The organism is Klebsiella sp. FDAARGOS_511, from assembly GCF_003812845.1.
GTDB classification, from domain to species: domain Bacteria; phylum Pseudomonadota; class Gammaproteobacteria; order Enterobacterales; family Enterobacteriaceae; genus Klebsiella; species Klebsiella grimontii.
Genome location: NZ_CP033824.1, coordinates 3,554,819 through 3,581,687, shown reverse-complemented (window position 1 = coordinate 3,581,687; position 26,869 = coordinate 3,554,819). Strand labels below are relative to the sequence as shown.

General features: G+C 56.6%; 31 protein-coding genes. 21 read left to right on the top strand and 10 right to left on the bottom strand.

Going from position 1 to position 26,869, the window contains the following annotated elements:
- The first annotated feature begins 15 nt into the window (after positions 1–15).
- From EGY08_RS18260 to dolP, 4 genes are read left to right on the top strand one after another with little or no spacing between them, the layout of a single operon-like run.
- Complete coding sequence (locus tag EGY08_RS18260; RefSeq protein WP_004125572.1) at positions 16–2,097, top strand: penicillin-binding protein activator; 2,082 nt, start codon at positions 16–18, stop codon at positions 2,095–2,097.
- The gene (locus EGY08_RS18255) at positions 2,055–2,441 is read left to right on the top strand and encodes a YraN family protein (RefSeq protein ID WP_123828726.1); all 387 of its coding nucleotides are present in this window, start codon (positions 2,055–2,057) and stop codon (positions 2,439–2,441) included. The genes EGY08_RS18260 and EGY08_RS18255 overlap by 43 nt, the downstream gene beginning before the upstream one ends.
- Positions 2,442–2,463: 22 nt before the next feature.
- Positions 2,464–3,054, top strand: a complete 591-nt coding sequence (gene diaA / locus EGY08_RS18250; protein WP_002918211.1) for a DnaA initiator-associating protein DiaA — start codon at positions 2,464–2,466, stop codon at positions 3,052–3,054.
- Positions 3,055–3,063: 9 nt separating this feature from the next.
- Positions 3,064–3,639 carry a division/outer membrane stress-associated lipid-binding lipoprotein gene (gene dolP, locus EGY08_RS18245; RefSeq protein ID WP_004125578.1) on the top strand — a complete coding sequence of 192 codons (576 nt, stop codon included), beginning with the start codon at positions 3,064–3,066 and terminating at the stop codon, positions 3,637–3,639.
- A 106-nt stretch (positions 3,640–3,745) separates the two neighbouring features.
- Here the strand turns inward: dolP and EGY08_RS18240 are convergent, their stop codons facing one another.
- Together EGY08_RS18240 and EGY08_RS18235 are read right to left on the bottom strand one after the other, a co-directional pair.
- Complete coding sequence (locus EGY08_RS18240) at positions 3,746–4,786, bottom strand: permease (protein WP_004125581.1); 1,041 nt, start codon at positions 4,784–4,786, stop codon at positions 3,746–3,748.
- 72 nt (positions 4,787–4,858) lie between these two features.
- A complete protein-coding gene (locus EGY08_RS18235) occupies positions 4,859–5,506 on the bottom strand; it encodes an NAD(P)H-binding protein (RefSeq protein ID WP_004125583.1) in 648 nt (215 codons plus the stop codon).
- 128 nt (positions 5,507–5,634) lie between these two features.
- On the opposite strand from EGY08_RS18235, the gene EGY08_RS18230 reads away from it, so the two are divergent.
- Positions 5,635–6,153 carry a type 1 glutamine amidotransferase domain-containing protein gene (locus tag EGY08_RS18230; RefSeq protein WP_004125585.1) on the top strand — a complete coding sequence of 173 codons (519 nt, stop codon included), beginning with the start codon at positions 5,635–5,637 and terminating at the stop codon, positions 6,151–6,153.
- Here EGY08_RS18230 and EGY08_RS18225 read toward each other — a convergent pair.
- Positions 6,133–6,576 carry a YhbP family protein gene (locus EGY08_RS18225; protein ID WP_049114897.1) on the bottom strand — a complete coding sequence of 148 codons (444 nt, stop codon included), beginning with the start codon at positions 6,574–6,576 and terminating at the stop codon, positions 6,133–6,135. The genes EGY08_RS18230 and EGY08_RS18225 overlap by 21 nt on opposite strands.
- Positions 6,577–6,631: 55 nt before the next feature.
- Between EGY08_RS18225 and EGY08_RS18220 the strand changes: the two genes are divergently transcribed.
- Positions 6,632–6,916 (top strand): GIY-YIG nuclease family protein, encoded by a 285-nt coding sequence (locus EGY08_RS18220; RefSeq protein WP_004125589.1) that lies wholly within the window; start codon positions 6,632–6,634, stop codon positions 6,914–6,916.
- Here EGY08_RS18220 and EGY08_RS18215 read toward each other — a convergent pair.
- Positions 6,903–7,406 (bottom strand): GNAT family N-acetyltransferase, encoded by a 504-nt coding sequence (locus EGY08_RS18215; RefSeq protein ID WP_004125592.1) that lies wholly within the window; start codon positions 7,404–7,406, stop codon positions 6,903–6,905. The genes EGY08_RS18220 and EGY08_RS18215 overlap by 14 nt on opposite strands.
- Positions 7,400–7,924 (bottom strand): ubiquinone anaerobic biosynthesis accessory factor UbiT, encoded by a 525-nt coding sequence (ubiT, locus tag EGY08_RS18210; RefSeq protein WP_004125595.1) that lies wholly within the window; start codon positions 7,922–7,924, stop codon positions 7,400–7,402. The genes EGY08_RS18215 and ubiT overlap by 7 nt, the downstream gene beginning before the upstream one ends.
- A gap of 221 nt (positions 7,925–8,145) precedes the next feature.
- On the opposite strand from ubiT, the gene ubiU reads away from it, so the two are divergent.
- From ubiU to EGY08_RS18135, 15 genes are all read left to right on the top strand, one after another.
- Positions 8,146–9,141: a ubiquinone anaerobic biosynthesis protein UbiU gene (ubiU, locus tag EGY08_RS18205; RefSeq protein ID WP_004125598.1), complete on the top strand. Its 996-nt coding sequence runs from the start codon at positions 8,146–8,148 to the stop codon at positions 9,139–9,141.
- Between the two features lie 8 nt (positions 9,142–9,149).
- On the top strand, positions 9,150–10,028 hold the full coding sequence (locus EGY08_RS18200) for a U32 family peptidase (RefSeq protein WP_004125600.1): 879 nt from the start codon (positions 9,150–9,152) through the stop codon (positions 10,026–10,028).
- Positions 10,029–10,171: 143 nt separating this feature from the next.
- Positions 10,172–11,179, top strand: a complete 1,008-nt coding sequence (locus tag EGY08_RS18195) for a luciferase-like monooxygenase (RefSeq protein ID WP_004125603.1) — start codon at positions 10,172–10,174, stop codon at positions 11,177–11,179.
- A 202-nt stretch (positions 11,180–11,381) separates the two neighbouring features.
- Positions 11,382–12,272 carry a triphosphoribosyl-dephospho-CoA synthase gene (locus EGY08_RS18190; protein WP_004125607.1) on the top strand — a complete coding sequence of 297 codons (891 nt, stop codon included), beginning with the start codon at positions 11,382–11,384 and terminating at the stop codon, positions 12,270–12,272.
- A gap of 155 nt (positions 12,273–12,427) precedes the next feature.
- Positions 12,428–13,636: a Na+-transporting malonate decarboxylase, carboxybiotin decarboxylase subunit gene (madB, locus tag EGY08_RS18185; RefSeq protein WP_004125613.1), complete on the top strand. Its 1,209-nt coding sequence runs from the start codon at positions 12,428–12,430 to the stop codon at positions 13,634–13,636.
- A 12-nt stretch (positions 13,637–13,648) separates the two neighbouring features.
- Positions 13,649–15,316 (top strand): malonate decarboxylase subunit alpha, encoded by a 1,668-nt coding sequence (gene mdcA, locus EGY08_RS18180; RefSeq protein WP_049112250.1) that lies wholly within the window; start codon positions 13,649–13,651, stop codon positions 15,314–15,316.
- A gap of 11 nt (positions 15,317–15,327) precedes the next feature.
- On the top strand, positions 15,328–15,660 hold the full coding sequence (gene mdcC, locus EGY08_RS18175; RefSeq protein WP_004125618.1) for a malonate decarboxylase acyl carrier protein: 333 nt from the start codon (positions 15,328–15,330) through the stop codon (positions 15,658–15,660).
- Positions 15,653–16,582, top strand: a complete 930-nt coding sequence (locus EGY08_RS18170) for a biotin-independent malonate decarboxylase subunit beta (protein WP_049112248.1) — start codon at positions 15,653–15,655, stop codon at positions 16,580–16,582. The genes mdcC and EGY08_RS18170 overlap by 8 nt, the downstream gene beginning before the upstream one ends.
- Positions 16,582–17,463, top strand: a complete 882-nt coding sequence (gene mdcE, locus EGY08_RS18165; protein ID WP_004125628.1) for a biotin-independent malonate decarboxylase subunit gamma — start codon at positions 16,582–16,584, stop codon at positions 17,461–17,463. Before EGY08_RS18170 ends, mdcE begins: the two co-directional genes overlap by 1 nt.
- Positions 17,464–17,481: 18 nt before the next feature.
- Positions 17,482–18,585, top strand: a complete 1,104-nt coding sequence (locus tag EGY08_RS18160) for a hypothetical protein (protein ID WP_049112246.1) — start codon at positions 17,482–17,484, stop codon at positions 18,583–18,585.
- Positions 18,582–19,259, top strand: coding sequence for a malonate decarboxylase holo-[acyl-carrier-protein] synthase (gene mdcG / locus EGY08_RS18155; protein WP_087828338.1), 678 nt, complete (start codon positions 18,582–18,584; stop codon positions 19,257–19,259). The genes EGY08_RS18160 and mdcG overlap by 4 nt, the downstream gene beginning before the upstream one ends.
- Before the next feature lie 31 nt (positions 19,260–19,290).
- Positions 19,291–19,509, top strand: coding sequence for an acetyl-CoA carboxylase biotin carboxyl carrier protein subunit (locus tag EGY08_RS18150; RefSeq protein ID WP_004125634.1), 219 nt, complete (start codon positions 19,291–19,293; stop codon positions 19,507–19,509).
- A 267-nt stretch (positions 19,510–19,776) separates the two neighbouring features.
- Entirely contained in the window at positions 19,777–20,172 is a 396-nt protein-coding gene (gene madL, locus EGY08_RS18145) for a malonate transporter subunit MadL (protein WP_004125636.1), read from the top strand.
- Entirely contained in the window at positions 20,172–20,942 is a 771-nt protein-coding gene (gene madM, locus EGY08_RS18140; protein WP_112167209.1) for a malonate transporter subunit MadM, read from the top strand. The genes madL and madM overlap by 1 nt, the downstream gene beginning before the upstream one ends.
- Positions 20,943–20,985: 43 nt before the next feature.
- Complete coding sequence (locus EGY08_RS18135; RefSeq protein WP_004125640.1) at positions 20,986–21,417, top strand: HutP family protein; 432 nt, start codon at positions 20,986–20,988, stop codon at positions 21,415–21,417.
- On the opposite strand, the gene EGY08_RS18130 is transcribed toward EGY08_RS18135, so the two are convergent.
- The 5 genes from EGY08_RS18130 to nlpI all read right to left on the bottom strand — a co-directional run bounded on the left by EGY08_RS18130 (position 21,380) and on the right by nlpI (position 26,827).
- Complete coding sequence (locus EGY08_RS18130) at positions 21,380–22,321, bottom strand: LysR family transcriptional regulator (RefSeq protein WP_004125642.1); 942 nt, start codon at positions 22,319–22,321, stop codon at positions 21,380–21,382. The genes EGY08_RS18135 and EGY08_RS18130 overlap by 38 nt on opposite strands.
- Before the next feature lie 98 nt (positions 22,322–22,419).
- The gene (gene mtr / locus EGY08_RS18125; RefSeq protein WP_004125645.1) at positions 22,420–23,664 is read right to left on the bottom strand and encodes a tryptophan permease; all 1,245 of its coding nucleotides are present in this window, start codon (positions 23,662–23,664) and stop codon (positions 22,420–22,422) included.
- Between the two features lie 143 nt (positions 23,665–23,807).
- Positions 23,808–25,769 carry a DEAD/DEAH family ATP-dependent RNA helicase gene (locus EGY08_RS18120; RefSeq protein ID WP_004125646.1) on the bottom strand — a complete coding sequence of 654 codons (1,962 nt, stop codon included), beginning with the start codon at positions 25,767–25,769 and terminating at the stop codon, positions 23,808–23,810.
- Entirely contained in the window at positions 25,762–25,842 is an 81-nt protein-coding gene (gene yrbN / locus EGY08_RS18115) for a protein YrbN (protein ID WP_085903200.1), read from the bottom strand. Before yrbN ends, EGY08_RS18120 begins: the two co-directional genes overlap by 8 nt.
- 100 nt (positions 25,843–25,942) lie before the next feature.
- The gene (gene nlpI, locus EGY08_RS18110; RefSeq protein WP_004125647.1) at positions 25,943–26,827 is read right to left on the bottom strand and encodes a lipoprotein NlpI; all 885 of its coding nucleotides are present in this window, start codon (positions 26,825–26,827) and stop codon (positions 25,943–25,945) included.
- Positions 26,828–26,869: the final 42 nt, after the last annotated feature.

The window sequence follows — 26,869 nt, the reverse complement described above, 5'->3', positions numbered from 1 at the left end:
TATCACTGGATACATATGGTACCGTCAACATTTCTTCGTTCTAAACCCGTGCGTTGTCTGCCCGTACTGCTGGCCGCTCTGATCTTTGCTGGCTGCGGCACCCATACCCCGGACCAAAGCACGGCATATTTGCAGGGTACGGCCCAGGCTGACTCCAGTTACTATCTGCAACAGATGCAGCAAAGCGCGAATGATAGCAAGACCAACTGGCAATTACTTGCCATTCGTGCACTGCTGAAGGAAGGTAAGAAACCGCAGGCGATTGATCTATTCAATCAGCTGCCATCTAATCTCAACGCCGCGCAAAGCCGCGAAAGATCGCTGCTGGCGGTTGAAGTGAAGCTGGCGCAGAACGATTTCCAGGGCGCGCAGACGCTGCTCAGCAAGCTCGACCCGGCAAGCCTTGAGCAGAATCAGCAGCCCCGCTACTGGCAGGCGCAAATTGACGCCAGCCAGGGTCAACCCTCGCTGAACCTGCTGCGGGCCCTGATTGCCCAGCAGTCGCTGTTAAGCCTGCCTGCGCAAAAGCAGAAAAACATCGACGCGACCTGGAAAGCGCTCACCGCCATGACCAAAGATCAGGCCAACGCGCTGGTCATTAACGCCGACGAGAACGTCCTGCAGGGCTGGCTGGACCTGCAGCGCATGTGGTTTGATAACCGCAACGACCCGACGATGCTCAAGGCGGGTGTGAAAGACTGGCAGACCCGCTATCCGCAAAACCCGGGGGCGAAGATGCTCCCGACGCAGTTAGTGAATATGCAGAACTACCAGGCCGCATCGACCAATAAAATCGCCCTGCTGCTGCCGCTAAACGGCCAGGCGGCGATTTTTGGCCGCACCATCCAGCAGGGCTTTGAAGCGGCGAAGAACGGCGCGCCTGCCGTTGCAGGAAGCGCGGTTCCCGCCCAGGTCGCCCAGGCGGCGAATGTTGCCGAAAGCACGGTGATCAGCCCATCGCAGGCGGAGGTTACCGATCTGACGACGACCAATAACGCCCAGACCCCGGTACAGGCGCCAGCGGCCGACCAGGCGCAACCCGCGGCGCCGGTCACCGCGCCAGCTGCAGTACAAGCCCCGACGCCGGAGGCTACCAGCCAACCGACGGAAGCGCCGCAGGCTCAGGCCGTCGCCGCAACGCCAGCCAACCCTTCGGCAGAACTGAAAATCTACGATACGACCACTCAGCCAATGAGCCAGCTGCTGGCCCAGGTGCAGCAGGACGGCGCGACCATCGTTGTCGGTCCGCTGCTGAAAGATAACGTCGAAGATGTCATCAAGAGTAATACCTCGCTGAACGTGCTGGCGCTCAATCAGCCGGAGAAAGTCGAAAGCCGAGCCAATATCTGCTATTTCGCCCTCTCGCCGGAAGATGAAGCCCGTGACGCGGCGCATCACATTCACGATCAAGGCAAACAGACTCCGCTGCTGCTGGTGCCGCGCGGCGCCCTGGGCGATCGGGTCGTTACCGCCTTCGCCAACGAGTGGCTGAAGCTGGGGGGCGGTACGGTGCTGCAACAGCGTCTGGGCTCCACCGCCGAGCTGCGCGGCAGCGTCAACAGCGGTATTTCGCTAAGCGGTACGCCGGTCTCAACCCTACCGTCAGGGCAGGACAGCGCCCTGGGCAGCCCGAGCGATATGCCGGTCAGCAGCACTGGCGGCGTCGACGCCGCGTATATTCTGGCCACGCCGGAACAAATCGCCTACATCAAGCCGATGATCGCCCTGCGTAACGGCAGCCAGAGCGGCGTGACGCTGTACGCCAGCTCTCGCAGCGCCCAGGGGACTTCCGGCCCGGACTTCCGCCTGGAAATGGAAGGCCTGCAATATAGCGAGATCCCGATGCTGGCAGGAAGTAACCCGGCCCTGCAGCAGCAGGCGCTGGCCGCCGTTCGTAACGATTACTCGCTGGCGCGTCTGTACGCCATGGGCGCCGACGCTTGGTCGCTGGCCAACCATTTCTCGCAGATGCGCCAGGTTCCCGGCTTTGAACTGAACGGCAATACTGGCGATCTCACGGCCACGCAGGATTGCGTGATCAACAGGAAACTGTCATGGCTCAAATACCAGGGTGGGCAAATCGTCGCGGCCAACTAAGTAAACAGACCGGCGACGCCTGGGAAATCCAGGCGCGCCGCTGGCTGGAGAGCCAGGATCTGCGTTTTATCGCCGCCAACGTCCGCGAGCGCGGCGGCGAGATAGACCTCATCATGCGCGACGGCAGCATCACCGTCTTTATCGAAGTACGCTATCGTCGCAGCGCAAACTACGGCGATGCCGCCTCCAGCGTCACGCCGCAAAAGCAACAACGACTGCTCAAAGCCGCGCGTCTGTGGCTCTGCCGACAGAATGGGAGCTTTGAGACTGTGGATTGCCGTTTCGATGTGGTAGCCTTCACCGGAAACGACATCCAGTGGCTAAAAAACGCCTTTGGCGAATAGCGTAAACGAATTAAGGGATCCCGTGCTCGACAGAATCAAAGCCTGCTTCACCGAAAGCATTCAAACCCAAATTGCAGCAGCGGAAGCACTCCCGGACGCCATCTCCCGTGCGGCGATGACGCTCGTTCAGTCGCTGCTGAACGGCAACAAAATCCTCTGTTGTGGTAATGGCACTTCCGCCGCCAACGCACAGCATTTTGCTGCCAGTATGATTAACCGTTTTGAAACAGAGCGTCCTGGTTTACCCGCCATTGCACTAAATACCGATAATGTGGTCTTAACCGCAATTGCCAACGATCGCCTGCATGACGAAATCTATGCTAAGCAGGTGCGTGCGTTGGGACACGCCGGCGACGTGCTGCTGGCTATTTCTACGCGCGGCAACAGCCGGGACATCGTGAAAGCCGTGGAAGCGGCGGTCACCCGCGATATGACTATCGTGGCGTTAACCGGTTATGACGGCGGTGAACTGGCTGGCCTGTTAGGGCAGCAGGACGTCGAAATCCGCATTCCCTCGCATCGCAGCGCGCGAATTCAGGAAATGCACATGCTCACCGTCAACTGTCTGTGCGATTTGATCGATAACACGCTTTTTCCACACCAGGACGATTAAGGAGAACACATGAAGGCTCTCTCGCCCCTCGCCATTCTGCTGTCTGCGCTACTGCTTCAGGGATGCGTTGCTGCCGCGGTAGTCGGAACGGCAGCTGTCGGCACTAAAGCCGCGACGGACCCGCGTACGGTAGGTACTCAGGTGGACGACAGCACGCTGGAGCTGCGCGTCAACAGCGCGCTGTCGAAAGATGAACAAATCAAGAAACAGGCTCGCATCAACGTGACCGCCTATCAGGGCAAAGTCCTGCTGACCGGGCAGTCCCCAACGTCCGATCTCTCCGCGCGCGCGAAGCAAATCGCTATGGGCGTAGAAGGGACAACGGAGGTGTTTAACGAAGTGCGTCAGGGCCAGCCGATCGGCTTAGGCACCGCGTCTTCGGATACCTGGATCACCACCAAAGTCCGCTCCCAACTGCTGGGTACCGACCAGGTGAAATCCTCTAACGTGAAGGTGACAACCGAAAACGGTGAAGTGTTCCTGATGGGGCTGGTTACCGACCGTGAAGGTCGCGCGGCGGCGGATATCGCCAGCCGGGTGAGCGGCGTGTCTCGCGTCACCACCGCCTTTACCTATATCAAGTAAGCGTTCTGCCTCCCGGCCTGCGCTACGCTAAGCCGGGCTACGGGTTCACCGTTGGCTGTGGGCCGGTAGCCCGGACAGGCGCGCAACGCCGCCTCCGGTAAGATCATCAGAGTAAAGCGACGCCCCCAACCACCGCACCGCACAGCGCCACCAGCCCGCCGGTCAGCCACAGCGCCTTCGCCGGGAACGCTTTACGCAGCATAATCAGTGACGGTACGCTAACAGCAGGCAGCGTAATCAGCAGCGCCAGCGCGGGCGCCACGCCCATTCCAGCCAGCATCATGGTCTGCACAATTGGGATCTCCGCCGCCGTCGGTATGACAAACAGGCAGCCGGCAATCGCCATGGCAATCACCCAGAACAGCGTATTATCCACCACGCCATCAGCGTGAGGGAATAGCCACACGCGCGCGGCGCCCAGCACCAGAACCGCCAGAATATAAACCGGGATGGTATTCCAGAACAGCGTCCACAGCGCGCGCAGCCAGCGGCTGAAGAAGGCGCCCTGCGCGGTTTCCGCAGACAATTCCGGCACATCTGCGGGCTGCGTCGCCGCTTCTTTCACCCATTTCTGCACCAGCGTGGCGACCACCAGTACGGTCGCCAGTCCGGCCAGCAGGCGAATTAGCGCGAACTGCCAGCCCAGCACGAAGCCCATAAACACCAGCGTCGCCGGGTTGAGCAACGGATTGCCCAGCCAGAATGCCAGCGCGCCGCCCATGGATACCTGCTGTTTACGCATGCCCGCCGCCACCGGCGCGGCGCAGCAGGTACACATCATCCCCGGCAGAGAGAACGCGGCCCCTAGTAGCGTGCCGCGAAAGCGCGACTGGCCCAACGTGCGCAGCAGCCAGTCACGTGGGATCAGCACCTGAATAAGCGATCCCAGCAGCACGCCTAATACCGCTGCTTTCCATACCGCCAGAAAATAGACCAGCGCGTAATCCCAGGCCGCAGCGAAAGGATTTGCGTCACCGTTAGCGAGGATAGATTTACCGATACTGTGCGTCTCGGCGGCGGTAAAAGCTTTGCCGTAGTAGGGCTGCCATTTGACGAACCACAGGCCGACGATAACGACGAGAAAAAAGAGCGCGGGCTTCCACCATTGAAACGGTGCTGCCGCCTGAGATGAAGACTGACCAGCCATAGCATTCCCCAGGGAGTGTCATGTTAAATTGAGGCCATGAATACTACGCTTTCAGGGAAATTTTGGAAATTATTAATCCCCTGACCGCGCCGCTCTCTCACGAAGCTGCGATGACGAGAGAATCTGTACGCCTTCATGCGTTGGCGATAGCGCCTCCGCGAGCAATGCGCTCGCCACGTCCCGCGCGTCTATCGATTTCAGGTTCCCCGGCAGGAGGCGGAAGAGCGGCGCAAACAGGGTCTCGCTGGTCCGCTGCTTTTCGCGTTCGCCTATCAGCATGGACGGGCGAGCAATGGTCAACCGCGGCCACTGCTGCGCAATCAGCGCCTCTTCCATCTCGCCTTTTACCCGATTGTAGAAAAAGGGCGAATGCGCGTTCGCCCCCATCGCGCTGACCACCAGCATATGCTGCGCGCCCAGCCTTTTCCCCACCAGCGCGGTATCAATAACCAGCGTATAATCGGCATGCACAAACGCCTCTTTGCTCCCCGCCTCCCGGCGGGTAGTTCCCAGGCAGCAGAAAACGATATCGATCGGATCGATCACCTGCGCCAGAGCATCCGTGAGCTGCGGATCGTGCGGGTTAAACACGCCGGCGATATCGGCCAGCGGTCGACGCGTGGGCGCGGCAATGGATTTAATCGCCGGCGCGTTAAGCAGCATTCGTAGTAAGTGACCACCAACTAACCCGGTCGCCCCCGTTAACAGTACCTGACTCATCGAAACTCCTTTGCAGACTTTTCTATGTTGCGATCCCAGCCTCATGTTCCAGACTTAATACTCTACGAGGTAATTATCCATCATCATCAAGGAAATGCCTCATTCCACACCGAAACACTGGAGGAAGAATGAGTAAGAAGATAGCCGTATTAATTACCGACGACTTTGAAGATTCAGAATTTACCTCACCGGCTGACGCCTACCGTCTGGCCGGCCACGAGGTGGTCACGATTGAAAAACAGGCGGGGAAGAAGGTAAAAGGGAAAAAAGGGGAAGCCGAAGTTGTTATCGATAAAGCTATTGATGACGTCAGCCCTGCCGACTTCGACGCCCTGCTGCTGCCGGGCGGATATTCACCGGACTCGCTGCGCGGCGACCAACGCTTTGTCACCTTCACCCGCGACTTTGTCAACAGCGGCAAACCGGTCTTCGCCATCTGCCATGGTCCGCAGCTGTTGATTAGCGCCGATGTGATTCGCGGGCGTAAGCTGACGGCCGTGAAGCCTATCGTTGTCGACGTGAAAAACGCCGGCGGCGAATTCTATGACCAGGAAGTGGTTATCGACAACGAGCAGCTGGTGACCAGCCGAACCCCGGACGACCTGCCGGCGTTTAATCGTGAGGCCTTACGCCTGCTCGGCGCCTGATTCACGCAGCCAGTGCAGCTTTTTACCAAAGCCCAGCGTGTTATCGGTGAACTTGATCTCATCGGGACGAATCTCCCAGACGGGCGCCGATAGCATGCGGGCCACCGGAAAACGGCTGACGTAGCGCTTACGCACCGCCGCCTCTTCTTCCCCGGCCAGGCGGCGAATTTTGCCTTTAAACTGCACGCCGCGGATCAGCGCGACGGTCTTCGGCTGGCCGTTGACCGTCCCGGCTACGTTGGCGCCTTCCCCGGTCATTTGGCCATGGCGCGTTTTTTCATCGCTGAGCAGATAAAATGCGACCTGCTGCGGGTCATAGACGTAAAAGGCGTTGGCACACCACAGCTCGTCATCGCGGGCGACGCACCAGGTCACGACGTGCTGTTTGCCCAGCCAGCGGCTGATAGCAGCGAGCGTATCCATCTTTACTCTCCAGTATGTTATGGTGCTCACACCTTAACATAGCGATCTCTGTACCGTGTGCTGGTTTCTCTATCTGATTCGTACCGCCGATAATCGCCTCTATACCGGGATTACCACCGATGTTGCACGCCGCTTTTGCCAGCACCAGGACGGCAAGGGCGCGAAAGCGCTGCGTGGCAAAGGAGAGCTTCAGCTGGCCTTTAGCAAAGAAGTTGGTGAACGCTCACTAGCGTTGCGTCTTGAATATCGTATCAAGCAGCTAACGAAGCGCCAGAAAGAGCGCCTCGTTGCCGGGGACGGATCATTTGAGGCTCTGCTGGAAAGCCTCAGAAGCGGTTAAAGTGGTCGCTATATTCGACCAGCCCGCTCACGCCGTTCAGCGCGTCATCGGCCAGACGATGAACCTGGAAAGCCTCGGCGCTATCGGGCCAGCGGCAGCGCAGGTCGAAACGCGCCGCGGGTTCAAAGCCCAGACGGCCATAGAGTGCCGGATCGCCAAGCGTCACGACGGCGGCATAGCCAAACTCGTTCAGGGAATCGAGCCCTTCATAGACCAGCTGACGCCCGATGCCCTGGCCGCGGTAGCTTTCATCGACCGCCAGCGGAGCCAGTCCGACCCACTGCAGCTCTTCGCCTTCGACGGCGACCGGGCTAAAAGCCACGTAGCCTACGACCTGGCCTTCGTCATCCGTCGCCACCACGCCCAGCGTGATCAGACCATCTTCACGTAGACTGTGCACCAGCTGCGCTTCCGCGTCGCCGCCGAAGGTACGACGCAATAAAGCATCGATTCCCGGCGCATCAATCCCAATCTCTACTCGAATCAGCATGCCTCACCTACCGATGTCTGTTCAGGTTTCTGCGGGCCTTTCAGACCAGCTTCAACAAAGTCCGCCAGCTGCAGCAGCATGATGCGCAGCGCCTTTGGCATCTGCTCCAGCTCAATGGCATCCATCAGGTTTTTTACATACAGTCCCAGCTCGGTATCGCCTTCGATAACCAGGCGACGCTGGAAGAACAGCGTATCCGGATCCTGCTTACGCGCCGCAATCATCAGCAGGTCGCTGGCGTCAGCGCTGAAGCTGACGTCCGCTTCGGCCGCAGGGCTGACCACCAGACGCCCATCAACCACCGAGGTATACCACAGCAGACCGATGTCACGCACATGAATACTTAACCAGCGCCCCTCGAGAAAATCCAGTTCCCCATCCGCCAGCGCCTGGCGAAATTGCCAGCTTAATACTTGTTCCAGCACCTGGCGCTTGAGGGCAAATGGCGCCAGCTTAACCGGCACGCTCATCATCGACGGGCCAAAGTGAACCAGTTTGGAACGCAGTTTATCCAACACAAGCTTTACTCCATGAATGCAATAGTTCATCTATTGTGCCATATCAAATAAACGACATAGCGGCGTAAATCAACAAAATCACGATGCCGGGCCGCTGGTATTGATCCCGCCAATACGCTTTTAACTGCCTCAAATCAAAAATTGTCACCAGAAGGTTAACTAAAATCCCAGCTCATTAACCATCCAGCGTCCCTGACGGGCCGCGTTTTTCAGGAAAAATTATGGAGCTGCTCTGCCCAGCCGGTAACCTTCCGGCGCTTAAGGCGGCCATCGAAAACGGCGCCGATGCCGTCTATATCGGGCTGAAAGATGACACCAACGCCCGCCACTTTGCCGGCCTTAATTTCACCGAAAAGAAACTGCAGGAAGCCGTCAGCTTTGTGCACCAGCATCGTCGCAAACTGCATATTGCCATTAACACCTTCGCTCATCCTGATGGTTATGCCCGCTGGCAGCGCGCGGTCGACATGGCGGCGCAGCTGGGCGCCGATGCGCTGATCCTCGCCGATATCGCGATGCTGGAATACGCCGCCGAGCGTTACCCGCATATTGAGCGTCACGTTTCCGTTCAGGCTTCGGCCACCAACGAAGAGGCGGTGAAGTTTTATCATCGCAATTTCGACGTCGCCCGCGTGGTGCTGCCGCGCGTGCTGTCGATTCACCAGGTCAAACAGCTGGCGCGCGTCACGCCGGTGCCGCTGGAGGTTTTCGCCTTCGGTAGCCTGTGCATTATGGCGGAAGGACGCTGTTACCTTTCCTCCTACCTCACCGGCGAATCGCCGAATACCGTCGGCGCCTGTTCGCCGGCGCGCTTCGTGCGCTGGCAACAAACGCCGCAGGGCCTGGAATCACGCCTTAACGAAGTGTTGATCGACCGCTACCGGGATGGTGAAAACGCCGGTTATCCCACTCTTTGTAAAGGGCGTTATCTGGTCGACGGCGAGCGCTATCACGCGCTGGAAGAACCCACCAGCCTGAATACCCTGGAGCTGCTGCCGGAGTTGATGGCGGCAAATATTGCCTCGGTGAAAATCGAGGGCCGCCAGCGCAGCCCGGCCTACGTTACCCAAGTGGCGAAAGTCTGGCGTCAGGCGATCGATCGCTGCAAAGCCGATCCGCAAAACTTCGTGCCGCAGTCCGCGTGGATGGAAACCCTCGGTTCCATGTCCGAGGGGACGCAAACCACCCTTGGCGCCTATCACCGTAAATGGCAGTGAGAACAGCAATGAAATATTCATTAGGGCCGGTGCTTTATTACTGGCCAAAAGAGACGCTGGAAAATTTTTATCAGCAGGCGGCAAGCTGCAGCGCGGATACGATTTACCTCGGCGAAGCGGTATGCAGCAAACGTCGCGCCACCAAAGTCGGCGACTGGATCGACATGGCAAAAGCGCTGGCGGGAAGCGGTAAACAGGTGGTGCTTTCTACCCTCGCGCTAGTGCAGGCCTCCTCTGAGCTGGGCGAACTTAAACGCTATGTCGATAACGGCGAGTTTCTGATTGAAGCCAGCGATCTCGGGGTCGTCAACCTGTGCGCGGAACGTAAGCTGCCGTTCGTCGCCGGCCATGCGCTCAACTGCTACAACGCCGTCACCCTGCGCCTGCTGCTCAAGCAAGGCATGGTGCGCTGGTGTATGCCGGTTGAGCTTTCCCGTGACTGGCTGGCGAACTTGCTGACCCAGTGTGACGACCTGGGCATCCGCCATCAGTTTGAAGTGGAGGTGCTCAGCTATGGCCACCTGCCGCTGGCCTACTCCGCCCGCTGCTTTACCGCGCGCTCGGAAGACCGGCCTAAAGATGAATGTGAAACCTGCTGCATCAAATACCCTAATGGGCGCGACGTGCTCTCCCAGGAGCAGCAGCAGGTATTCGTCCTCAACGGCATTCAGACCATGAGCGGCTACGTCTACAACCTCGGGAATGAGCTCAGCACCATGAACGGGCTGGTGGATATGGTTCGCCTGTCGCCGCTTGGCAGCGAGACCTTCGCGATGCTGGAGGCCTTCCGCGCCAATGAAAACGGCGCTGCGCCGCTGCCGCTGACGGCGAACAGCGACTGCAACGGCTACTGGCGACGGCTGGCCGGACTGGAATTGCAGAGCTGATTAACCGCTCACTTTGTTAATGGCTATCGCTGCTTTTTAATGCACTATTAAAGATGCAGCTTTTCTGGCAGGCGTATCACGGATACGCCTGGCTGGAAGAAGACCTTCAATCTGATGACGATGCTGTAGCAAAGTGAGCCTTTATGACTGACAAACCTGTTTCGTTCTCGGTGCTCGATCTGGCGCCGATCCCGCAAGGTTCTTCCGCAAAGGAAGCCTTCTCCCACTCTTTAGACCTGGCGCAGCTGGCGGAAAAGCGCGGTTATCACCGCTACTGGCTGGCCGAGCACCATAATATGGTCGGTATCGCCAGCGCCGCGACTTCGGTGCTGATTGGCTACCTTGCCGCGAATACCACCACTCTTCATCTTGGCTCCGGCGGCGTGATGCTGCCGAATCATTCGCCGCTGGTAATTGCCGAGCAGTTCGGCACGCTCAATACGCTGTACCCAGGACGTATCGATCTCGGCCTTGGCCGCGCGCCGGGCAGCGATCAGCCAACCATGCGCGCGCTGCGTCGCCATATGAGCGGCGATGTCGATAACTTCCCGCGCGACGTCGCGGAGCTGGTGGACTGGTTCGACGCCCGCGATCCTAATCCGCACGTGCGCCCGGTTCCCGGCTATGGCGAGAAGATCCCGGTCTGGCTGCTCGGCTCAAGCTTGTACAGCGCCCAGCTGGCGGCGCAGCTTGGGCTGCCGTTCGCCTTTGCCTCGCACTTCGCCCCGGATATGCTTTTCCAGGCCCTGCACCTCTACCGCACCCACTTCCAGCCGTCAGAACGGTTAGAGAAGCCGTACGCGATGGTGTGCATTAATATTATTGCCGCCGACAGCGACAGAGATGCGGAGTTTCTGTTTACCTCTATGCAGCAGGCGTTCGTCAAACTGCGCCGCGGCGAAACCGGGCAGCTGCCGCCGCCGGTGCAAAATATGCATCAACTGTGGTCCGCTTCAGAGCAGTATGGCGTCCAAAAGGCGCTGAGCATGTCGCTGGTCGGCGATAAAACCAAAATCCGCCACGGGCTGGAATCGATCCTGCGGGAAACCCAGGCCGATGAAATCATGGTCAACGGCCAAATCTTCGATCATCAGGCGCGCCTGCATTCATTTGATTTGGCGATGCAGGTGAAAGAAGCGCTTCTCGGATAGTGAGCAATGCGGCATTTTTGCCGCATTTTTTTCCGCCTGAATGACAATCTGTGACCCACCTCATTCTTCTCGCGCCATTTCCCTCATCTGGTTACGTTAAGCGTAATTACGTTACCCCGAGCGTAATTGTTCTCTAAAAAGAGCGATGTTACTTTCTCTCTTGTTTTACTTTTCATAAATGCACGCCTCAAAGAGAACCGCCATGAGCCAACCAACCGCCAGTGCGATAAGGATCGGTGAGTGCTTATTAAAAGCGCTATTAATGGAAGTTTGCGCTTGGCCCAAACCCGGCCTGGTGACGCCGCACTCGCAGGGCGCGCATGACGATATGGATATATGGCTTTTTATTACCAGTAGTTCTGCCATAGCACCCTGTTTTTATGCTTGCGCGCAGGCCGGTGAATATCATCAGGGTGCGCTGGCAGATTTATTTCCCCAAATACGTCTTATCGGTATTGAATACGAATCCAGGCTGCTGCAATCCACCCGCCAGATAAATACTCAGCGCGGCATACTCTTTGCCGGAGCCGTTCTGGCAGCCGCCGCAGGCTGGCTGAAAGGTCAGAGACAGCCGCTTTCCAGCGAGTCATTAAGTCAGTGCGTCGCCGGGCTCTGCCTCGATCTCTGCCGCAACGATTTTGCGGCGCTCGCTCATCGTTCACCGAGAACCCACGGTGAAAAACTGTATCTGGCGTTTGGCGTCACAGGCGTTCGCGGCGAGGCAGAACGGGGCTTTCCGCTGGTCTGCCGTATTGGTCTCCCAACCCTGCGCCAGGCGCTCTCGCTGAGATTTAGCTGGCGTGAAGCACTGGTACATACGCTGCTCGCGCTAATGGCGCACTGCGATGATACGACGGTACTTTCGCGCGCAGGCCCCCCTGCGCTGCACGAAATGAAACATCGCGCGCAGCGCCTGGTCAACCTGGGAGGAATGAGCCACCCCGGCATAGAACATGAGCTCAACGAATTTAATGCATGGTGCGTGGACAAATGGGTCAGTCCGGGCGGGTCGGCAGATTTATTAGCGCTGACCCTGGCGATGTATTTTCTTTGCTATCAATTGCAAGAGGTCCCTAACGAGGAAGATATATGAGTATCTATTTATATACATTATTAACTTATGCCATGACGATTTTTATTTCGTTTGCCGTGGTTGGAGTAATTGTTGGCGTTAATAGAGTAATGAACAAGCTGAATATTACCGACGACTAATACGCCTTGGTTTATGCGTTATCAGGAATATATTTTATGGATATCTTTATTAAGCTCTTTTCGGGTATTGGTACCTTTTTTATTGAAGATCCCAAAATAGCCATTGCGCGAATATTATTAATCATTCTGGGTTTTATCCTGGCGTGGATGGGTTTTCGCCGCACCCTCGAACCGCTGATTATGGTGCCGATGGGCTTAGGCATGATTGCCGTTAACGCCGGGGTACTGTTTCTCGCCGGCGGGCAAACCGGCACCTTAATTCTCGACCCGATGGTCAGCGACCCCGTTGAGCTGGTCAACATCATGCAGATTAACTTCCTGCAGCCGGTTTATAACCTGACCTTCAGTAACGGTCTGATCGCCTGTATCGTTTTCTTCGGCATCGGCGCGATGAGCGATATCAGCTTTATTCTGCTCCGCCCCTGGGCCAGCATCATCGTTGCGCTGTTCGCCGAAGCGGGTACCTTCGCCGCGCTGCTGCTGGGAATAGAAGTATTTGGCCTCCCGGCTAACGAAGCGGCTTCTATTGCGACCATCGGCGGCGCGGATGGTCCGATGGTGCTCTTCGCCTCCTTGATTCTGGCGCCGAATCTGTTTGTCCCCATCGCCATTATCGCCTACCTGTATCTGAGCCTGACCTACGCCGGCTATCCGTATCTGGTGCGTCTGCTGGTACCGAAAAAGTACCGCGGGATGGAAGTGGATATCGAATATCCCACCGTATCCAAAAAAGCGAAGTTTATCTTCACCATCTGCGCCTGCCTGCTACTGTGTCTGCTGCTGCCGGTCGCCGCGCCGCTGATCCTCTCTTTCTTTCTCGGGATCGCGATTAAAGAAGCGGAGATCGAACCGTTCCAGAAGCTGCTTGAGACCACCCTGACTTATACCGCGACGCTGTTTCTCGGCCTCCTGCTCGGCACGCTGTGCGAAGCGCAAACCATTCTCGACCCGAAAGTCGGCATCATTCTGGTTCTCGGTATTGGCGCGCTGGCTATATCGGCAATCGGCGCCCTGCTCGGCGGCTGGTTTATCTGGCTTATCTCGAAAGGACGCTACAACCCGGCCATCGGCATCGCAGGGGTTTCGTGCCTGCCGACCACCGCCAAAATCGCGCAGAAAGAAGTCAGCCATGAAAACCCCTATGCCGTCATTCTGCCGCTGGCGATGGGCGCAGGCGTCAGCGGCCTGATCGTTTCGGCCATCGCCACCGGGGTCTTTATCTCCACGCTATTCCTGCTGAAATAAGGGAGTAAAAACATGCTTAAAGAGCACAACTGGCATCAACTTAAGGATGACACGGCGCAGCGCCTGAAGCTGCTGGCTCCGTATTTCCGCACTGGAAAGATCGTCGATGCTAACGATACCGTCGCGGTGCTGGAGGCGGCGATCCGCAGCTTTGATCGCGTCAATATTGAAGGTAACAATCAGAAGCAGGCCGACTTTCTCGCCGAATGCCTGTGCAAAGTCGACCCGCAAAAAATCTCTGGCCTGCATATGGTGCAGTCGTCCGTGCCGCTCAGTTCGCACCTCGATCTGTTCGAGAAGGGCATTGCCGAAAAGCTCGACTTCGCCTACGCCGGCCCGCAGGATGGCCGCCTCGCGCAGCTTATTCAGCAGGGTAAGATCAAACTCGGCGCCATCCATACCTACCTTGAGCTGTTCAGCCGCTATTTTGTCGATCTCACGCCGCGAGTGTCGTTAATCACTGCTTTTGAGGCGGACAAAGACGGCAATCTCTACACCGGTTTTAACACCGAAGATACGCCGGTGATCGCCGAAGCCACCCATTTTCGCCAGGGGATCGTCATCGCCCAGGTGAACAAGATTGTCGATAAAGTACCGCGCGTCGATATTCCCGGCGACTGGGTAAATGCGGTTATTGAAGCGCCGCGCCCGTTCTACGTTGAACCCCTGTTCACTCGCGATCCGGCGTTGATCACCGATACCCACGTGCTGATGGCGATGATGGCGCTCAAAGGCATTTATGCCGAATACGGCGTCGAGCGCATTAACCATGGCATCGGCTTCTTCACCGCCGCCATTGAGTTGCTGCTGCCCACCTACGGCGAAGAGCTGGGGTTAAAAGGCAAAGCCTGTACCCACATGGTGCTGAACCCGCACCCGACGCTGATCCCGGCGATCGAGAGCGGATGGATCCAGTCCGTTCACTGCTTCGGCGGCGAACTGGGTATGGAAAAATACGTCGCTGAACGCCCGGACGTGTTTTACATCGGCCAGGACGGCAGCCTGCGATCGAACCGCGCCTTCGCCCAGGCCGCCGGGCACTACGCGCTGGATATGTTTATCGGCGGCACGTTGCAAATCGATAAGTACGGCAACAGCAGCACCGCCACAGCCAGCCGCGTTTCCGGTTTTGGCGGCGCGCCGAATATGGGCTGCGATGCCAAAGGCCGTCGCCACGTAACCCGCTCCTGGCTTAAGTGCGGAGAAGAGTTCAACGCCACTCAGCAGCAGCTTATTGGCGAGATGCCGCGCGGCAAACGCCTGGTCGTCCAGATGCAGGAGACCTTTCGCGAGAAGCGCCAGCCGGCCTTCGTTGACAAACTGGATGCCTGGAAACTGGCGGAAAAAGCCGGTCTCGCCCTGCCACCGGTGATGGTTTATGCCGATGACGTTACCCACGTGCTCACCGAAGAGGGGCTCGCCCACCTGCACCGCTGCGAAGGGCTGGAGCAGCGGATGGCGGCCATTCGCGCCGTCGCGGGCTACACCGATATCGGCCTCGCCGCCGACCCAGCGCAAACACAAGCGCTACGCGATGCAGGCATTGTGCAAACGCCGGAAGATTTAGGCATCGACAGACGCCGCGCCAACCGCCAGATGCTGGCGGCGAAGAGTATTCGCGATTTGGTCGAGTGGTCCGGCGGCCTGTACAACCCTCCTGCTCGATTCCGTAACTGGTAAGGGAATAGCAAATGGCTCTACATCAAATATCACATCATTTCAGCGGCAAAAGCGACCGTCCGTCTCTGCCGCGCACCGTGCACTGCGGCATCGTCGGTTCCGGCGATCTGGAAGTGTTACTGGAACCGAAAACCCTGGCAGGCGGAATCGACATCAGCATTTGTACGCCGGTCACCGGCTTCGACGCTATCTGGGAAATCGTCCTCACCCGTTTTCTCGATAATGGCCCGCTGGGCGATATGCAGGTCAGCATTAACGATAATAGCGCGACGCCCGCCGTCGTGGCGCTGCGACTTCAGCAAGCATTACAACAGGCCATGCCGGGAGAAAACCATTATGAATGATCTGCGTTTTCTGGAAGCCAGCGCCCGCGAGCGCGCCAAAGGTCTGGTGGATAAAGGCACATTTACCGAGTTGATCGGCCCGGCGGCAAAATGGATCAGCCCCCACCTGCCGGTACTGGGCGAAGCCGTGGAGTTCGATGATGGCATGGTCACCGGAGTTGGCCTGCTCGGCCAGCATCCGACCATCGTCATCTCTCAGGAAGGCCGTTTTATCGGCGGCTCCGTTGGTGAGGTTGGCGGCGCAAAGATGGTTGGCGCGCTGATGCTGGCGGATAAGCTGGCAGCACAGACTCACGACCCGGCACGCCGCCCAATCGTGCTTATCTCGTTTGAAACCGGCGGCGTACGCCTGCACGAGGCCAACGCCGGGCTGCTGGCGCACGCCGAGTGCATGGATATGCTGCAAACCCTGCGCGGCCGCGTACCGGTCGTCGCCCTGATCGGCAGCAAGATCGGCTGCTTCGGCGGTATGGGCTTTGTCGCCGCCGCGACCGACCTGATCGTCATGAGCGAATCAGGCCGTCTCGGACTTACCGGCCCGGAAGTCATTGAGCAGGAGATGGGCCGAAGCGAATTCGACGCCTCCGATCGCGCACTGGTGTTCCGCACCACCGGCGGCAAGCACAAATATATCGTCGGCGACTGCAACTACCTGGTTGCCGATTCGCTGGCCGCCTTCCACCAGCAGGCTTCACTGATTGCCGACCTGCCGTGGTCTGAGATTGAAGCGATGCGCCGGATCGGCAGCGAGGCGAAAGTCCGCACCCAAATGGCGCTGACGCAAAAAATCAACGAGCTTGCTCCCGTCGATGCGCGCGATGTCTGGGCTGCGGCAGGAAATTCAGCGCCGCAATCGCTGGTTGATATGGATCTGGAAACCTTCCTGAGCAATGTCCAACGCCTGTCCGTGGAGGAAGCATAATGGAAAATTTACTTGGCCAGGGGCGCGCCGCTATCGACCTGATTGTCGATGAGGGCAGCTTTGCCGAAAACGCGCTGGCGGGACTCAATCTCCCCTGCGACGACTACGGCCCCGGCGCGGTGGTTGGCAGCGCACGGATTAACGGCGAAATCTGCACGACGATCGCCAACGACGCCATGACCTTCAACCCCCGCTTCCCCGTCGTCTACGCGGGCGTTATCGGCCTGGAGGAGGGGTATAAAATGGCGCTGGCGGTCTACCGTACGCTGGCGATGGATAAAGACAAACCGGCTGCCGAAAAGCGTCCGCTGGTGCTGATTGTCGATACGCCAGGGAATGGGCCGGGCAAGCTGGAAGAGATTATCGGCATGAATAAGGCCACCGGCGCGTATCAGCTGGCGCTGGCCGAAGCACGCCATGCAGGGCACCCGATCGTCGCCATGGTCATTGGTCGCGCAATAAGCGGCGCGTTTCTCTGCCACGGCCTGCAGGCCGACCATATTCTCAGCCTGACCTCGGAATTCGGCACCATGATCCACGTGATGCCGCTCAGCAGCATCGCGCGCATTACGCGTCAGGACGTCGAGCGCCTGAGCGAACTTGCCCGCAGCAACCCGGTGTTTGCGGCGGGACCAGAGTTCTTCTGGCAGCTAGGCGGTGTTGAAGAGCTGGTGAAAACCATCCCGGCAATGAAAGAGACCATCGCCCGACACATAGCTGAAGTGCGCCGGCAAAAAGCGGCCGCGGGTATCCCATCGACTGGCCCACAAGGTCGTGGAGTCTCCGGCGAAGAGCGAGGCGGCAGAAAAGCGCGTGGCGTCATTCTGGCGCAAATGCGCGAAGAGTACCAGCACGTCGCGGCGCGTTATCAGCCCGGCTGAGCCAGGGAGAAGAGCAAAATGAACGATCCCATCGCCACGCTTGAATGGCTGCTTGAGGCCCAGCCCGGCATTCCCTCTCTGGAGGAGATGCCGTGCCGGACGCTGGATGATAAAGGCATTGCCGGCCCCACGGCTGCGCACGTGATTGAAGAGATCCATACGCCGCTCAACCTGGCGCTGGTGACCTTTACCACCGGCAGTAGCGCGTTTCAGAATATCGTCGGCGTCACGCACAACGAACTGGCGCTGCGCACCGCCGCCGGAAAGCGAGCGCTGGCAGCATGTGGCGTAACCGCAGGGCAGCTGGTGCTGGTGACCTACGCGCCGCTGGTCAACGTGTTTACCCGCCAGGCGCTGGATGAGAGCGGCCTTCGCTGGTCGTTTTTATCCCGCTCCTGCCGGGATGCGCTGCTGATCGCCCTGTGCCGGCAGCCGCCGGACGCGGTGGTGGGTGAGTCCTCTTTTTTACGCGCCACCCTGGAGCAGGCGCTGAAGATGGGCCTGGAGCACAGGCTAGCGAAAAAGCTGACGCTGATCGTGGCGGGTACGCCGCTGGATGAAGCGCTGGTTCCGCTGGCAGCTTCGCTGGGTTATGCACTGCACGATATGTATGGCTGTCAGGAATTCGGCTGGCTGACGCTTGATGGCATCCCGCTACGCGAAGATATTTCGCTGGTTCCCGCTCCACAGGGCGGAGACTGGCGGGAAGCGATCGTCGGCGGTTTACCAACCGGCGACAGCTTTCCCGTCGCCGCCAGCGGACATCTCTGCAATCCGCAGGGCAAAATCCAGACCTGGAAGCGCCAGCGCACCACGCCGGAATACGACATGGTGGTCATGGCGACCACCGCACGGCATCGGGAGATCGTGGAGCGCACCGCCCGGACGATTTTGCGTATTAAGGGACGCGTTTGCCACGTGTCAACGCAGCTGATAACCGAGGCCACGGCCACCCATATCCGCCTCTGGCCAAAGTCGGTTCCCGGCGAATGTACCGCAGGCGTTGCGCCCATCGATATTATCGGTCCGCAGGCAACGGCCCAGTTTGACGCTCTGCTGCAGTCCCAACGGGATTTACAGCAGCAGGCGAAAAACGATCCTGCCTGGTGTAAAGCGCGATGACCGCCCTGCAACGACATACCCTATGCTGGCTGGAGCCTTCGGCGCTGAATGAAATCGCGGCGCAGCTGGAGTGTGAATTCAGCCACCTTCCTGCCGTACTGCGGCAGCAAACGTGGGAATATCTGCTCAGCGGATCGCTACCGGGCATCGTACGTCGCGGCTTGCGGAGTGAGAATCGTGTTCCCCTTGGGTTCTGTTTCCCACTGCGCTGGCAAGGTCAGCGAGTGCGTCTGGCCACTGAAGCGGCGTTATCAGCGATAACCCGTTACTCAACGCCAGAGCAAACGGCATCGCTCTCCATTGCAGAGCGTACTAATGCGATACGCGCATTCCATGCCTTGCGACAGGCATGGCGCTGGCACGGGCTCCGGCTCGGGGTCTGGGGTTCGGTGGCGCTGGAAATGGTCACGCCGTGGCAGTGGAGCGATACCCACTCAGATCTGGATATTCGCGTTATTCCCACCGCGCCAGGCGAACTCAAAGCATGCTGGGCCTGTTTACGTCATACCGAAGAGCAATTTCAGTTACGTATTGATGGCGAGATTGGTTTAGCTGATGGATACGCAATCAATATCAAAGAGTGGTTCAGCGGAAGCGCAACTCTGCTGGCTAAAGGTGAGAATGATGTTCAATTAAGATCGCGACAGCAGGTCACGGCAGCAATAAGAACATAACTCTGTTTAATATATCAAAAAGGAATCTAATATGTCTGAAGTTAAATCAAAAGTTCCGGGTGTGGTCGATGAAGTAAAAGCCTCTGCCGGAGATAAAATTGAAAAAGGCCAGGTGGTGATTGTGCTCGAAGCCATGAAAATGAAAATGCCGGTCGCCTCGCCGGAGGCGGGTATAATAAAAACTCTGGCGCTCAATACCGGAGACCGCGTCAACCCAGGCATGGTGTTATTTGAAATTATTGCAGAGTAAAGTGAGTCAACACGCATTTAATTAAAAAAGCAATGCGACATTCTATTGTGAGATTATTTCTATGTTAATGTCATATCAGTAAGCATTTTGCTTGCTGATATGATAAATCATAGTGACTGAGCAAACCTGTGTTCTTACGAATGTCCGCAAATAAAAACGCGCTATGCTAAAAGCCGCTGATTTATTTTTTGTCATTTCTCCAACGCGGGCATTATCAACCCGCTTTGTGTAATTCGCTTTTAGTATGGATAGACAAAGAGAAACATCATGATTATTTACGGATTGATGTTAATGGGAATGTGCATGTTCGCCGGGCTAATCGTTGGCGATCTTCTTGGCATGGCGTTGGGTATTTCCGCCAATATCGGCGGCATCGGCTTCGCGATGCTGTTTTTAGTTATCGTGTCACAAAAATTAGTGGATAGAGGATTGCTCTCAAAGCCTGCAGAACAGGGAGTAGGTTTCTGGAATGCAATGTATATCCCGATTGTCGTCGCCATGTCGGCAAACCAGAACGTTATCGCCGCCCTTAAAGGTGGTCCGGTCGCATTGATTGCCGGCGTTGGCGCCGTTTTTATTGGTTTTCTGCTGATTAAACCTTTGAGCAAAATTGGCGGTCACGGCCATCAGGAAAGCTCCACCGTTAGCGAGGAGTGTAAGTAATGGAACAGCTGACAAAGATTTTAACCGGTAGCTTCACCAGCAACGGTTTGATTACCGCTTTTGTCGTGGTGGGTATCGTATGCTGGGCCGCAAGCTGGATCTCAACACATCTGCTTCGCGGCAAGATACACAGCTCAGCTATTGCCATCGTCGCCGGATTGCTGCTGGCCTGGCTTGGCGGGGAATTGACCGGCGGTAAAAAAGGTCTGGCCGATATCAGCCTGTTCAGCGGTATTGCGCTGATGGGCGGCGGTATGTTCCGAGATTTCGCCATCATTTCCACCGCCTTCGGCGTCAAGCTTGAAGAGCTGAAAAAAGCCGGTATGGCCGGCGCGCTGGCGCTGGTTATCTCGACGGTGCTCTCTTTTTATCTCGGAGCAATTGTCGCCTGGTCTTTTGGCTATACCGACGCCATCAGCATGGCGACCATTGGCGCGGGGGCCGTAACCTTTATCGTCGGCCCGGTAACCGGCGCAGCGCTTGGCGCAAGCTCGGATGTTATCGCGCTGAGCATCGCCGCTGGCGTGATTAAGTCTATTGCCGTCATGATCTTAACGCCGCTGGTAGCGAAAGCCGCAGGCCTGAACTCGCCTGCCGCCGCTATAGTCTACGGCGGGCTAATGGGTTCCACCAGCGGGGTCGCCGCGGGTCTGGCGGCCACGGACCCGAAACTCGTTCCCTATGGCGCAATGACGGCAACCTTTTATACCGGCCTTGGCTGTCTGCTGGCCCCTTCGGCCCTCTATCTCTCTTTAACCCCCTTCTTTTAATGACGATCGCCTGCTGTTATGCAGCAGGCGCAAGGGATGTTCAATGTATTCATTTCAGCGCATGAAACCAGGGCAAATCGCGCTTCTGGCCTCACTTTGTACGCAAGAAGACGAAGATAATTTTCGCCAGAAGCTGTTAGCGGATAAGCCCGAACATAAGGTGGGTTTTGTTTTTATGACCGGGACGTCGGATGAATTAAAAAATAAGCTACAGCGCTGTATCATCGGCTGCGCGTTTAAGCATCAGATAATTACGCGCCAGGAGTCGGCCATTTTTACGTTATGCCAGGTCAGCCACCAGGCACTGACCCATGCTTTAGCAAACAGCATCAACGGCGACCGGATGAGAATCAAGATAGCCTTAGTCAGTAATCCAAAGTGGCTTGCCGTCGCTATCTACGGCGAAAGCGTGGTCTATCAGCGATTGAGTCATGAGCTTATGGGGTTTTCTCTGTCTCGCTTTTCTCCATCATAAGCTGTCTGGCGTACATACGGCACTCGGCTAGCAAAGACAGCAGACCCGGATGATTTTCCTGACTACGTGGGAAAACCAGCGAAATTTCCTGTTCCATTCTATAGGGCTCCTGCAGCGGCAGCAGACGAATGCCGTTACTAAACAGGCCGCTCATCCGCCCCGGGATTAAGGTATAGCCCATGCCGGCGTTCACCATACTCATCAGTGAAAAAACATCATGTACCCGGACGGTGATGTCGGGCGTAAATCCAGCAATCTGAAAGGCCTCCTGAAATCCTCTCCAGGTCGCGAAGCCTTCGCTCAAGGCAATAAACTTTTTATTTTGCAGATGCCGTAAATCTACGGGGGTCGATAAGCTATCCGCTTCGGTTACCGGAACCGCAAGGTAGATGGAATCAGAGAATATGGTCCATGTCTCAAATAACTGGATGTTGTAATCATCGGGAGTCGATATCAGAACCGCATCAATCTTCTCTTCATTAAGCGCTTCTAATAATTTTTTATTAGAATTCATGATAAATTCAATGGTCAGTTCCGGGCAGCGTTTTTTCAAACCCTGAACAATTTGCGGTGCAGTTTTTAACACTAACGAATAAAGTAGCCCTAACCGTAAAACCTGAGAATGGTACCCCGAAGCCTTGCGAGTAAGATAAATACAGCGTTCCAATGCATTAATGACTTCCCGCGCTTCCTTTTGCATAACCCATGCGCCAGGTAAAGGATAAAGATTGCGGCCATTATGGGTAAACAAAGGACAGCGTAAATTATCTTCCAGCGAATGAAGCGCGCGATGAACGCTAACGGATGAAATGTTCATTAGCTCTGCAGTTTTTGATATGTTCATCGACTCCATATAGCTAAGGAAAATCTCGAGCTTCCGCAGAGTAATATCGTTATTCAGCATATAAATATTCCCTTATTCAAGACAATATTTATAGTAAGAGAAATAAAGAAAATATTTTTTGAGCCAGATCGTTAAATCTGGCTCAGCGGAAAATTCAATTATTGATAGGTGGGTAATACATTAAAGCTCGACAGGAAATGCACAATCACGTTACCCAGACCAAACAGCAGGACCAAAGCAATCATCGGCTTTCCGCCCCAAACGCGAAACAATGGGCTACCAAAACGTTTACGCGATGCGCGAGCCAGCAGCGCTGGTACGATTGCCGCCCAGATGGTCGCTGCCAGACCCGCATAACCGATCGCGTAGAGGAACCCGTTCGGCCACAGCAGGCCGCCCACCATTGGCGGGAAAAAGGTGAGAATCGCAGTTTTAAAGCGTCCCAGCGCGGAGTCGTCGAACCCGAACAGATCCGCCAGATAATCAAACAGGCCGAGCGTCACGCCAAGGAATGAGCTGGCTACGGCAAAGTTTGAGAAGATCACTAACAGCAGATCCAGACTCCGGCTATTCAGTACCCCGCTGAGCGCCTGGACCAGGACATCAATATTGCCCCCCTTCTGCGCGATACCGATAAACTCCGGACGAGGGATATTGCCCATCGTCACCAGCAGCCACACCACGTACAGACCCAGCGCCAGCAGCGTGCCGTAAACCAGGCATTTAACGATAGTGCGCGGATCCTTACCGTAGTACTTCATCAGACTCGGCACGTTGCCGTGATAACCGAAGGACGCGAGGCAGAACGGCAGCGTCATCAGCAGATAGGGCATATACGAGGCATTTTGTTCAGCCACGTTAAACAGGGTGCTCGGCTGGACGTGTCCCAACAGGCTGCCAAAGGTCAGAAAGAAGGTAATGACCTTAGCTCCCAGCACAATGGCCGTCATGCGGCTCACCGCTTTGGTACTCAGCCAGACAATAAACGCCACCAGCAGGGCAAAACCAAAACCTGCCGCCCTTGCCGGTATGTTCAGCGACATTTCGCTAAACGTATGGTGCAGGATCGAGCCGCTGGCAGAAATATAGGCGTAAGTCAGAATATAAAGTACAAAGGCGATCGACACGCCGTTAAGCAGATTCCAGCCTTTGCCGAGCAGATCTTTCGTAATAGTATCGAAGCTCGAGCCAATCCGGTAATTCAGGTTCGCTTCGAGGATCATTAACCCGGAGTGAAGCATACAAAACCAGGTAAAAACCAGCGCCGCCAGAGACCAGAAGAACCACGCGCCGGACATCACAACCGGCAGTGAGAACATGCCCGCCCCAATAATCGTCCCGCCAATAATCACTACGCCGCCAAACAAGGACGGTCGGGTTGCCGTAGTGGTAAGTGTCGCCATTTGCCGAAATCTCCAGTCGAAAATACTTTTGTTGTTATCAACGTGACGCACTGTACCAGTACACGAGTACAAAGAAAATAAAAAAAGCCCCAATCGTTGAGATCGGGGCTGTATCGTTTACTTTACGTTAGCGGAAACGCTAATTATGCATCGCCACCGAAACGACGACGACCTGCGGAGTCATCGCGACGCGGAGCTGAAGCATCATCGCGGCGCGGCGCGCGGCCGCCTTCACGACGTTCGCCGCTGAAACGACGACCTTCACTACGACCGCCTTCGCGACGCTCGCCGCCGAAACCACGGCCTTCACGACGTTCACCGCCGCCGAAGCTACGACCGCCTTCACGACGCTCTCCGCCGCCACGACGTTCGCCGCTGCGCTCAGGACGCGGCTGAGCATCACCCAGCAGCTGCATGTTCATCGGCTTGTTCAGGATGCGGGTACGAGTAAAGTGCTGCAGCACTTCGCCCGGCATACCTTTCGGCAGTTCGATGGTGGAGTGAGAACCAAACAGTTTGATGTTACCGATGTAACGGCTGCTGATGTCGCCTTCGTTGGCGATTGCGCCAACGATATGACGAACTTCAACACCGTCATCACGGCCCACTTCAATCCGGTACAGTTCCATATCGCCAACGTCACGACGTTCACGCTTAGGACGATCTTCGCCGCTGCGTTCAGGACGATCGCCGCGCGGGCCACGGTCGTTACGGTCGCCACGACGCTCAAAACGATCGTCACGGTCGCGGAACTCGCGCTTAGGACGCATAGGCGCATCCGGCGGCAGGATCAGCGGACGTTCGCCCTGAGCCATTTTCAGCAGCGCTGCGGCCAGCGTTTCCACGTCCAGCTCTTCACCTTCGGCAGACGGCTGGATTTTCGCCAGCAGCGCGCGGTACTGATCCAGATCGCTGCTTTCCAGCTGCTGCTGAACTTTCGCGGCAAATTTTTCCAGGCGACGTTTGCCCAGCAGTTCTGCGTTCGGCAGTTCAACTTCCGGAATGGTCAGCTTCATCGTGCGTTCGATGTTGCGCAGCAGACGACGCTCGCGGTTCTCAACGAACAGCAGCGCGCGGCCAGCACGACCCGCACGACCGGTACGGCCGATACGGTGAACGTAAGACTCAGAATCCATCGGGATATCGTAGTTAACCACCAGGCTGATACGCTCAACGTCCAGGCCACGGGCCGCAACGTCGGTCGCAATCAGGATATCCAGACGACCGTCTTTCAGACGCTCCAGGGTCTGCTCACGCAGGGACTGGTTCATGTCGCCATTCAGCGCAGCGCTGCTATAGCCGCTACGCTCCAGCGCTTCGGCAACTTCCAGGGTCGCGTTTTTGGTACGAACGAAGATAATCGCCGCATCAAAATCTTCCGCTTCCAGGAAACGCACCAGCGCTTCGTTTTTACGCATACCGTAAGCAGTCCAGTAGCTCTGGCTGATGTCCGGGCGAGTCGTTACGCTCGACTGGATGCGCACTTCCTGCGGCTCTTTCATAAAGCGGCGGGTAATACGACGAATCGCTTCCGGCATGGTAGCGGAGAACAGAGCGGTCTGATGACCTTCCGGGATCTGCGCCATAATCGTTTCTACGTCTTCGATGAAGCCCATGCGCAGCATTTCGTCAGCTTCATCCAGAACCAGACCGCTCAGCTTAGAGAGATCCAGCGTACCGCGTTTCAGGTGGTCCAGCAGACGACCCGGGGTACCGACAACAATTTGCGGTCCCTGACGCAGCGCGCGCAGCTGCACGTCATAACGCTGGCCGCCGTAGAGGGCAACCACGTTTACGCCGCGCATATGTTTAGAAAATTCCGTCATTGCTTCAGCAACCTGTACCGCCAGTTCGCGGGTCGGCGCCAGCACCAGAATCTGCGGTGCTCTCAGCTCAGGATCAATGTTGTTCAGCAGCGGTAAAGAGAACGCTGCGGTTTTACCGCTACCCGTCTGGGCCATACCCAGAACGTCGCGGCCGCCCAGCAGATGCGGAATGCACTCAGCCTGGATCGGAGATGGTTTTTCGTAACCCAGATCGTTAAGCGCTTCAAGGATGGGAGCCTTCAGGCCCAGATCTGCAAAAGTGGTTTCGAATTCAGCCATGTAGTACGTGTGCCTCAAAATTAATGGCGGCCAGTCTACATAACTCATCGTGAAAATTTACGGTAATTTTCATTGAAAAGTGTGAACCGGCTCAAAGTAGGTGTATTAACGAACAACAACGCCCTCACCCGCAAAGGTGATGGCAATCAAAAAAGGGCTGATGTGTTCGTCAGCTATTGCTGGTCCGATTCTGCCAGGTCATCTTGCTCCTGGCCCAAGAGCGATAATTCCAACAATGCGTATCGGTGCTCAACGTAGTTATGAACGTTGTTTGCGACCGCCAGTTTGAACAGTGCCGTAGCGCTGTCCTTGTCCCCCAGACTTAGGTAGTACTTACCTAAATAGAAGTTGGTTTCACTGAGATGCTCAGCGAGCGAGGTGTTATCCGTTGCGTCTGCCTTCAGGCGGGTCATTAGCTCTTTTTCGCTAATGTCGCCAAGGTAGAACCCGACAATGTTCCATCCCCATTGTTCTTTATCCGACTTGTCTAAGCGCTGTCTCAGTGCTTCAAGCGCCTGCTTCTCATTGAGCTGACGCTCAGCGAGATAAAGCCACAGGCTTCGGAAAGGATCATTGGGATCGTCTTGATAAAACGCCAGCAGATCATCTTGCGCTAACTTAGCACGACCGCCGTAATACAGGGCGATGCCGCGATTTAAGTGCGCGTAGTTGTAAGTTGGATCAAGCTCAAGTACAGAATCAAACGCTTCATAGGCAGCATCAAAATTGCCTGCCTGCGTTAAATAAATGCCTAAGTAGTTGAATACTTCAGGCATATCCGGTCGGATTGCCAGCGCTTGTGAAAAATCATTTCGCGCTAATGCCCTCAGACCGAGACTATCATACAACACTCCGCGCTCATATAAAAGCTGTGCGCGTTCGTCATCGGTTAAAGCCCGACTGGCAAGAATTTGTTCCATGCGCGCCAGAATCACTTCTTGCTGCAAAGTCGGTTGCAATGGCACCGCGAGGACTGCGTCCTTACGCCAGGCAGAGTTGCTGCATCCTGCCAGCGTGAGAGCTGTCGCCACGAAACACCAGCGCAAAAAAGGCTTCATTTCCCACTCCCGAAGACAACGATTGGATGAACGTCCAGTTCC

Bases quoted from the DNA above. Each gene is read 5' to 3' on its own strand.
- EGY08_RS18130 (WP_004125642.1), bottom strand. From the start codon at position 22,321: ATGCTGAATAACGATATTACTCTGCGGAAGCTCGAGATTTTCCTTAGC.
- EGY08_RS18120 (WP_004125646.1), bottom strand. From the start codon at position 25,769: ATGGCTGAATTCGAAACCACTTTTGCAGATCTGGGCCTGAAGGCTCCC.
- EGY08_RS18160 (WP_049112246.1), top strand. From the start codon at position 17,482: ATGAACGATCCCATCGCCACGCTTGAATGGCTGCTTGAGGCCCAGCCC.
- EGY08_RS18260 (WP_004125572.1), top strand. From the start codon at position 16: ATGGTACCGTCAACATTTCTTCGTTCTAAACCCGTGCGTTGTCTGCCC.
- dolP (WP_004125578.1), top strand. From the start codon at position 3,064: ATGAAGGCTCTCTCGCCCCTCGCCATTCTGCTGTCTGCGCTACTGCTT.
- EGY08_RS18190 (WP_004125607.1), top strand. From the start codon at position 11,382: ATGAGCCAACCAACCGCCAGTGCGATAAGGATCGGTGAGTGCTTATTA.
- EGY08_RS18215 (WP_004125592.1), bottom strand. From the start codon at position 7,406: ATGCTGATTCGAGTAGAGATTGGGATTGATGCGCCGGGAATCGATGCT.
- EGY08_RS18240 (WP_004125581.1), bottom strand. From the start codon at position 4,786: ATGGCTGGTCAGTCTTCATCTCAGGCGGCAGCACCGTTTCAATGGTGG.
- EGY08_RS18135 (WP_004125640.1), top strand. From the start codon at position 20,986: ATGTATTCATTTCAGCGCATGAAACCAGGGCAAATCGCGCTTCTGGCC.
- madL (WP_004125636.1), top strand. From the start codon at position 19,777: ATGATTATTTACGGATTGATGTTAATGGGAATGTGCATGTTCGCCGGG.
- mdcG (WP_087828338.1), top strand. From the start codon at position 18,582: ATGACCGCCCTGCAACGACATACCCTATGCTGGCTGGAGCCTTCGGCG.
- mtr (WP_004125645.1), bottom strand. From the start codon at position 23,664: ATGGCGACACTTACCACTACGGCAACCCGACCGTCCTTGTTTGGCGGC.
- nlpI (WP_004125647.1), bottom strand. From the start codon at position 26,827: ATGAAGCCTTTTTTGCGCTGGTGTTTCGTGGCGACAGCTCTCACGCTG.
- EGY08_RS18235 (WP_004125583.1), bottom strand. From the start codon at position 5,506: ATGAGTCAGGTACTGTTAACGGGGGCGACCGGGTTAGTTGGTGGTCAC.
- EGY08_RS18195 (WP_004125603.1), top strand. From the start codon at position 10,172: ATGACTGACAAACCTGTTTCGTTCTCGGTGCTCGATCTGGCGCCGATC.
- EGY08_RS18200 (WP_004125600.1), top strand. From the start codon at position 9,150: ATGAAATATTCATTAGGGCCGGTGCTTTATTACTGGCCAAAAGAGACG.
- mdcE (WP_004125628.1), top strand. From the start codon at position 16,582: ATGGAAAATTTACTTGGCCAGGGGCGCGCCGCTATCGACCTGATTGTC.
- EGY08_RS18230 (WP_004125585.1), top strand. From the start codon at position 5,635: ATGAGTAAGAAGATAGCCGTATTAATTACCGACGACTTTGAAGATTCA.
- mdcC (WP_004125618.1), top strand. From the start codon at position 15,328: ATGGCTCTACATCAAATATCACATCATTTCAGCGGCAAAAGCGACCGT.
- mdcA (WP_049112250.1), top strand. From the start codon at position 13,649: ATGCTTAAAGAGCACAACTGGCATCAACTTAAGGATGACACGGCGCAG.
- EGY08_RS18170 (WP_049112248.1), top strand. From the start codon at position 15,653: ATGAATGATCTGCGTTTTCTGGAAGCCAGCGCCCGCGAGCGCGCCAAA.
- yrbN (WP_085903200.1), bottom strand. From the start codon at position 25,842: ATGAAAATTACCGTAAATTTTCACGATGAGTTATGTAGACTGGCCGCC.
- EGY08_RS18255 (WP_123828726.1), top strand. From the start codon at position 2,055: ATGGCTCAAATACCAGGGTGGGCAAATCGTCGCGGCCAACTAAGTAAA.
- madM (WP_112167209.1), top strand. From the start codon at position 20,172: ATGGAACAGCTGACAAAGATTTTAACCGGTAGCTTCACCAGCAACGGT.
- madB (WP_004125613.1), top strand. From the start codon at position 12,428: ATGGATATCTTTATTAAGCTCTTTTCGGGTATTGGTACCTTTTTTATT.
- ubiU (WP_004125598.1), top strand. From the start codon at position 8,146: ATGGAGCTGCTCTGCCCAGCCGGTAACCTTCCGGCGCTTAAGGCGGCC.
- EGY08_RS18225 (WP_049114897.1), bottom strand. From the start codon at position 6,576: ATGGATACGCTCGCTGCTATCAGCCGCTGGCTGGGCAAACAGCACGTC.
- EGY08_RS18150 (WP_004125634.1), top strand. From the start codon at position 19,291: ATGTCTGAAGTTAAATCAAAAGTTCCGGGTGTGGTCGATGAAGTAAAA.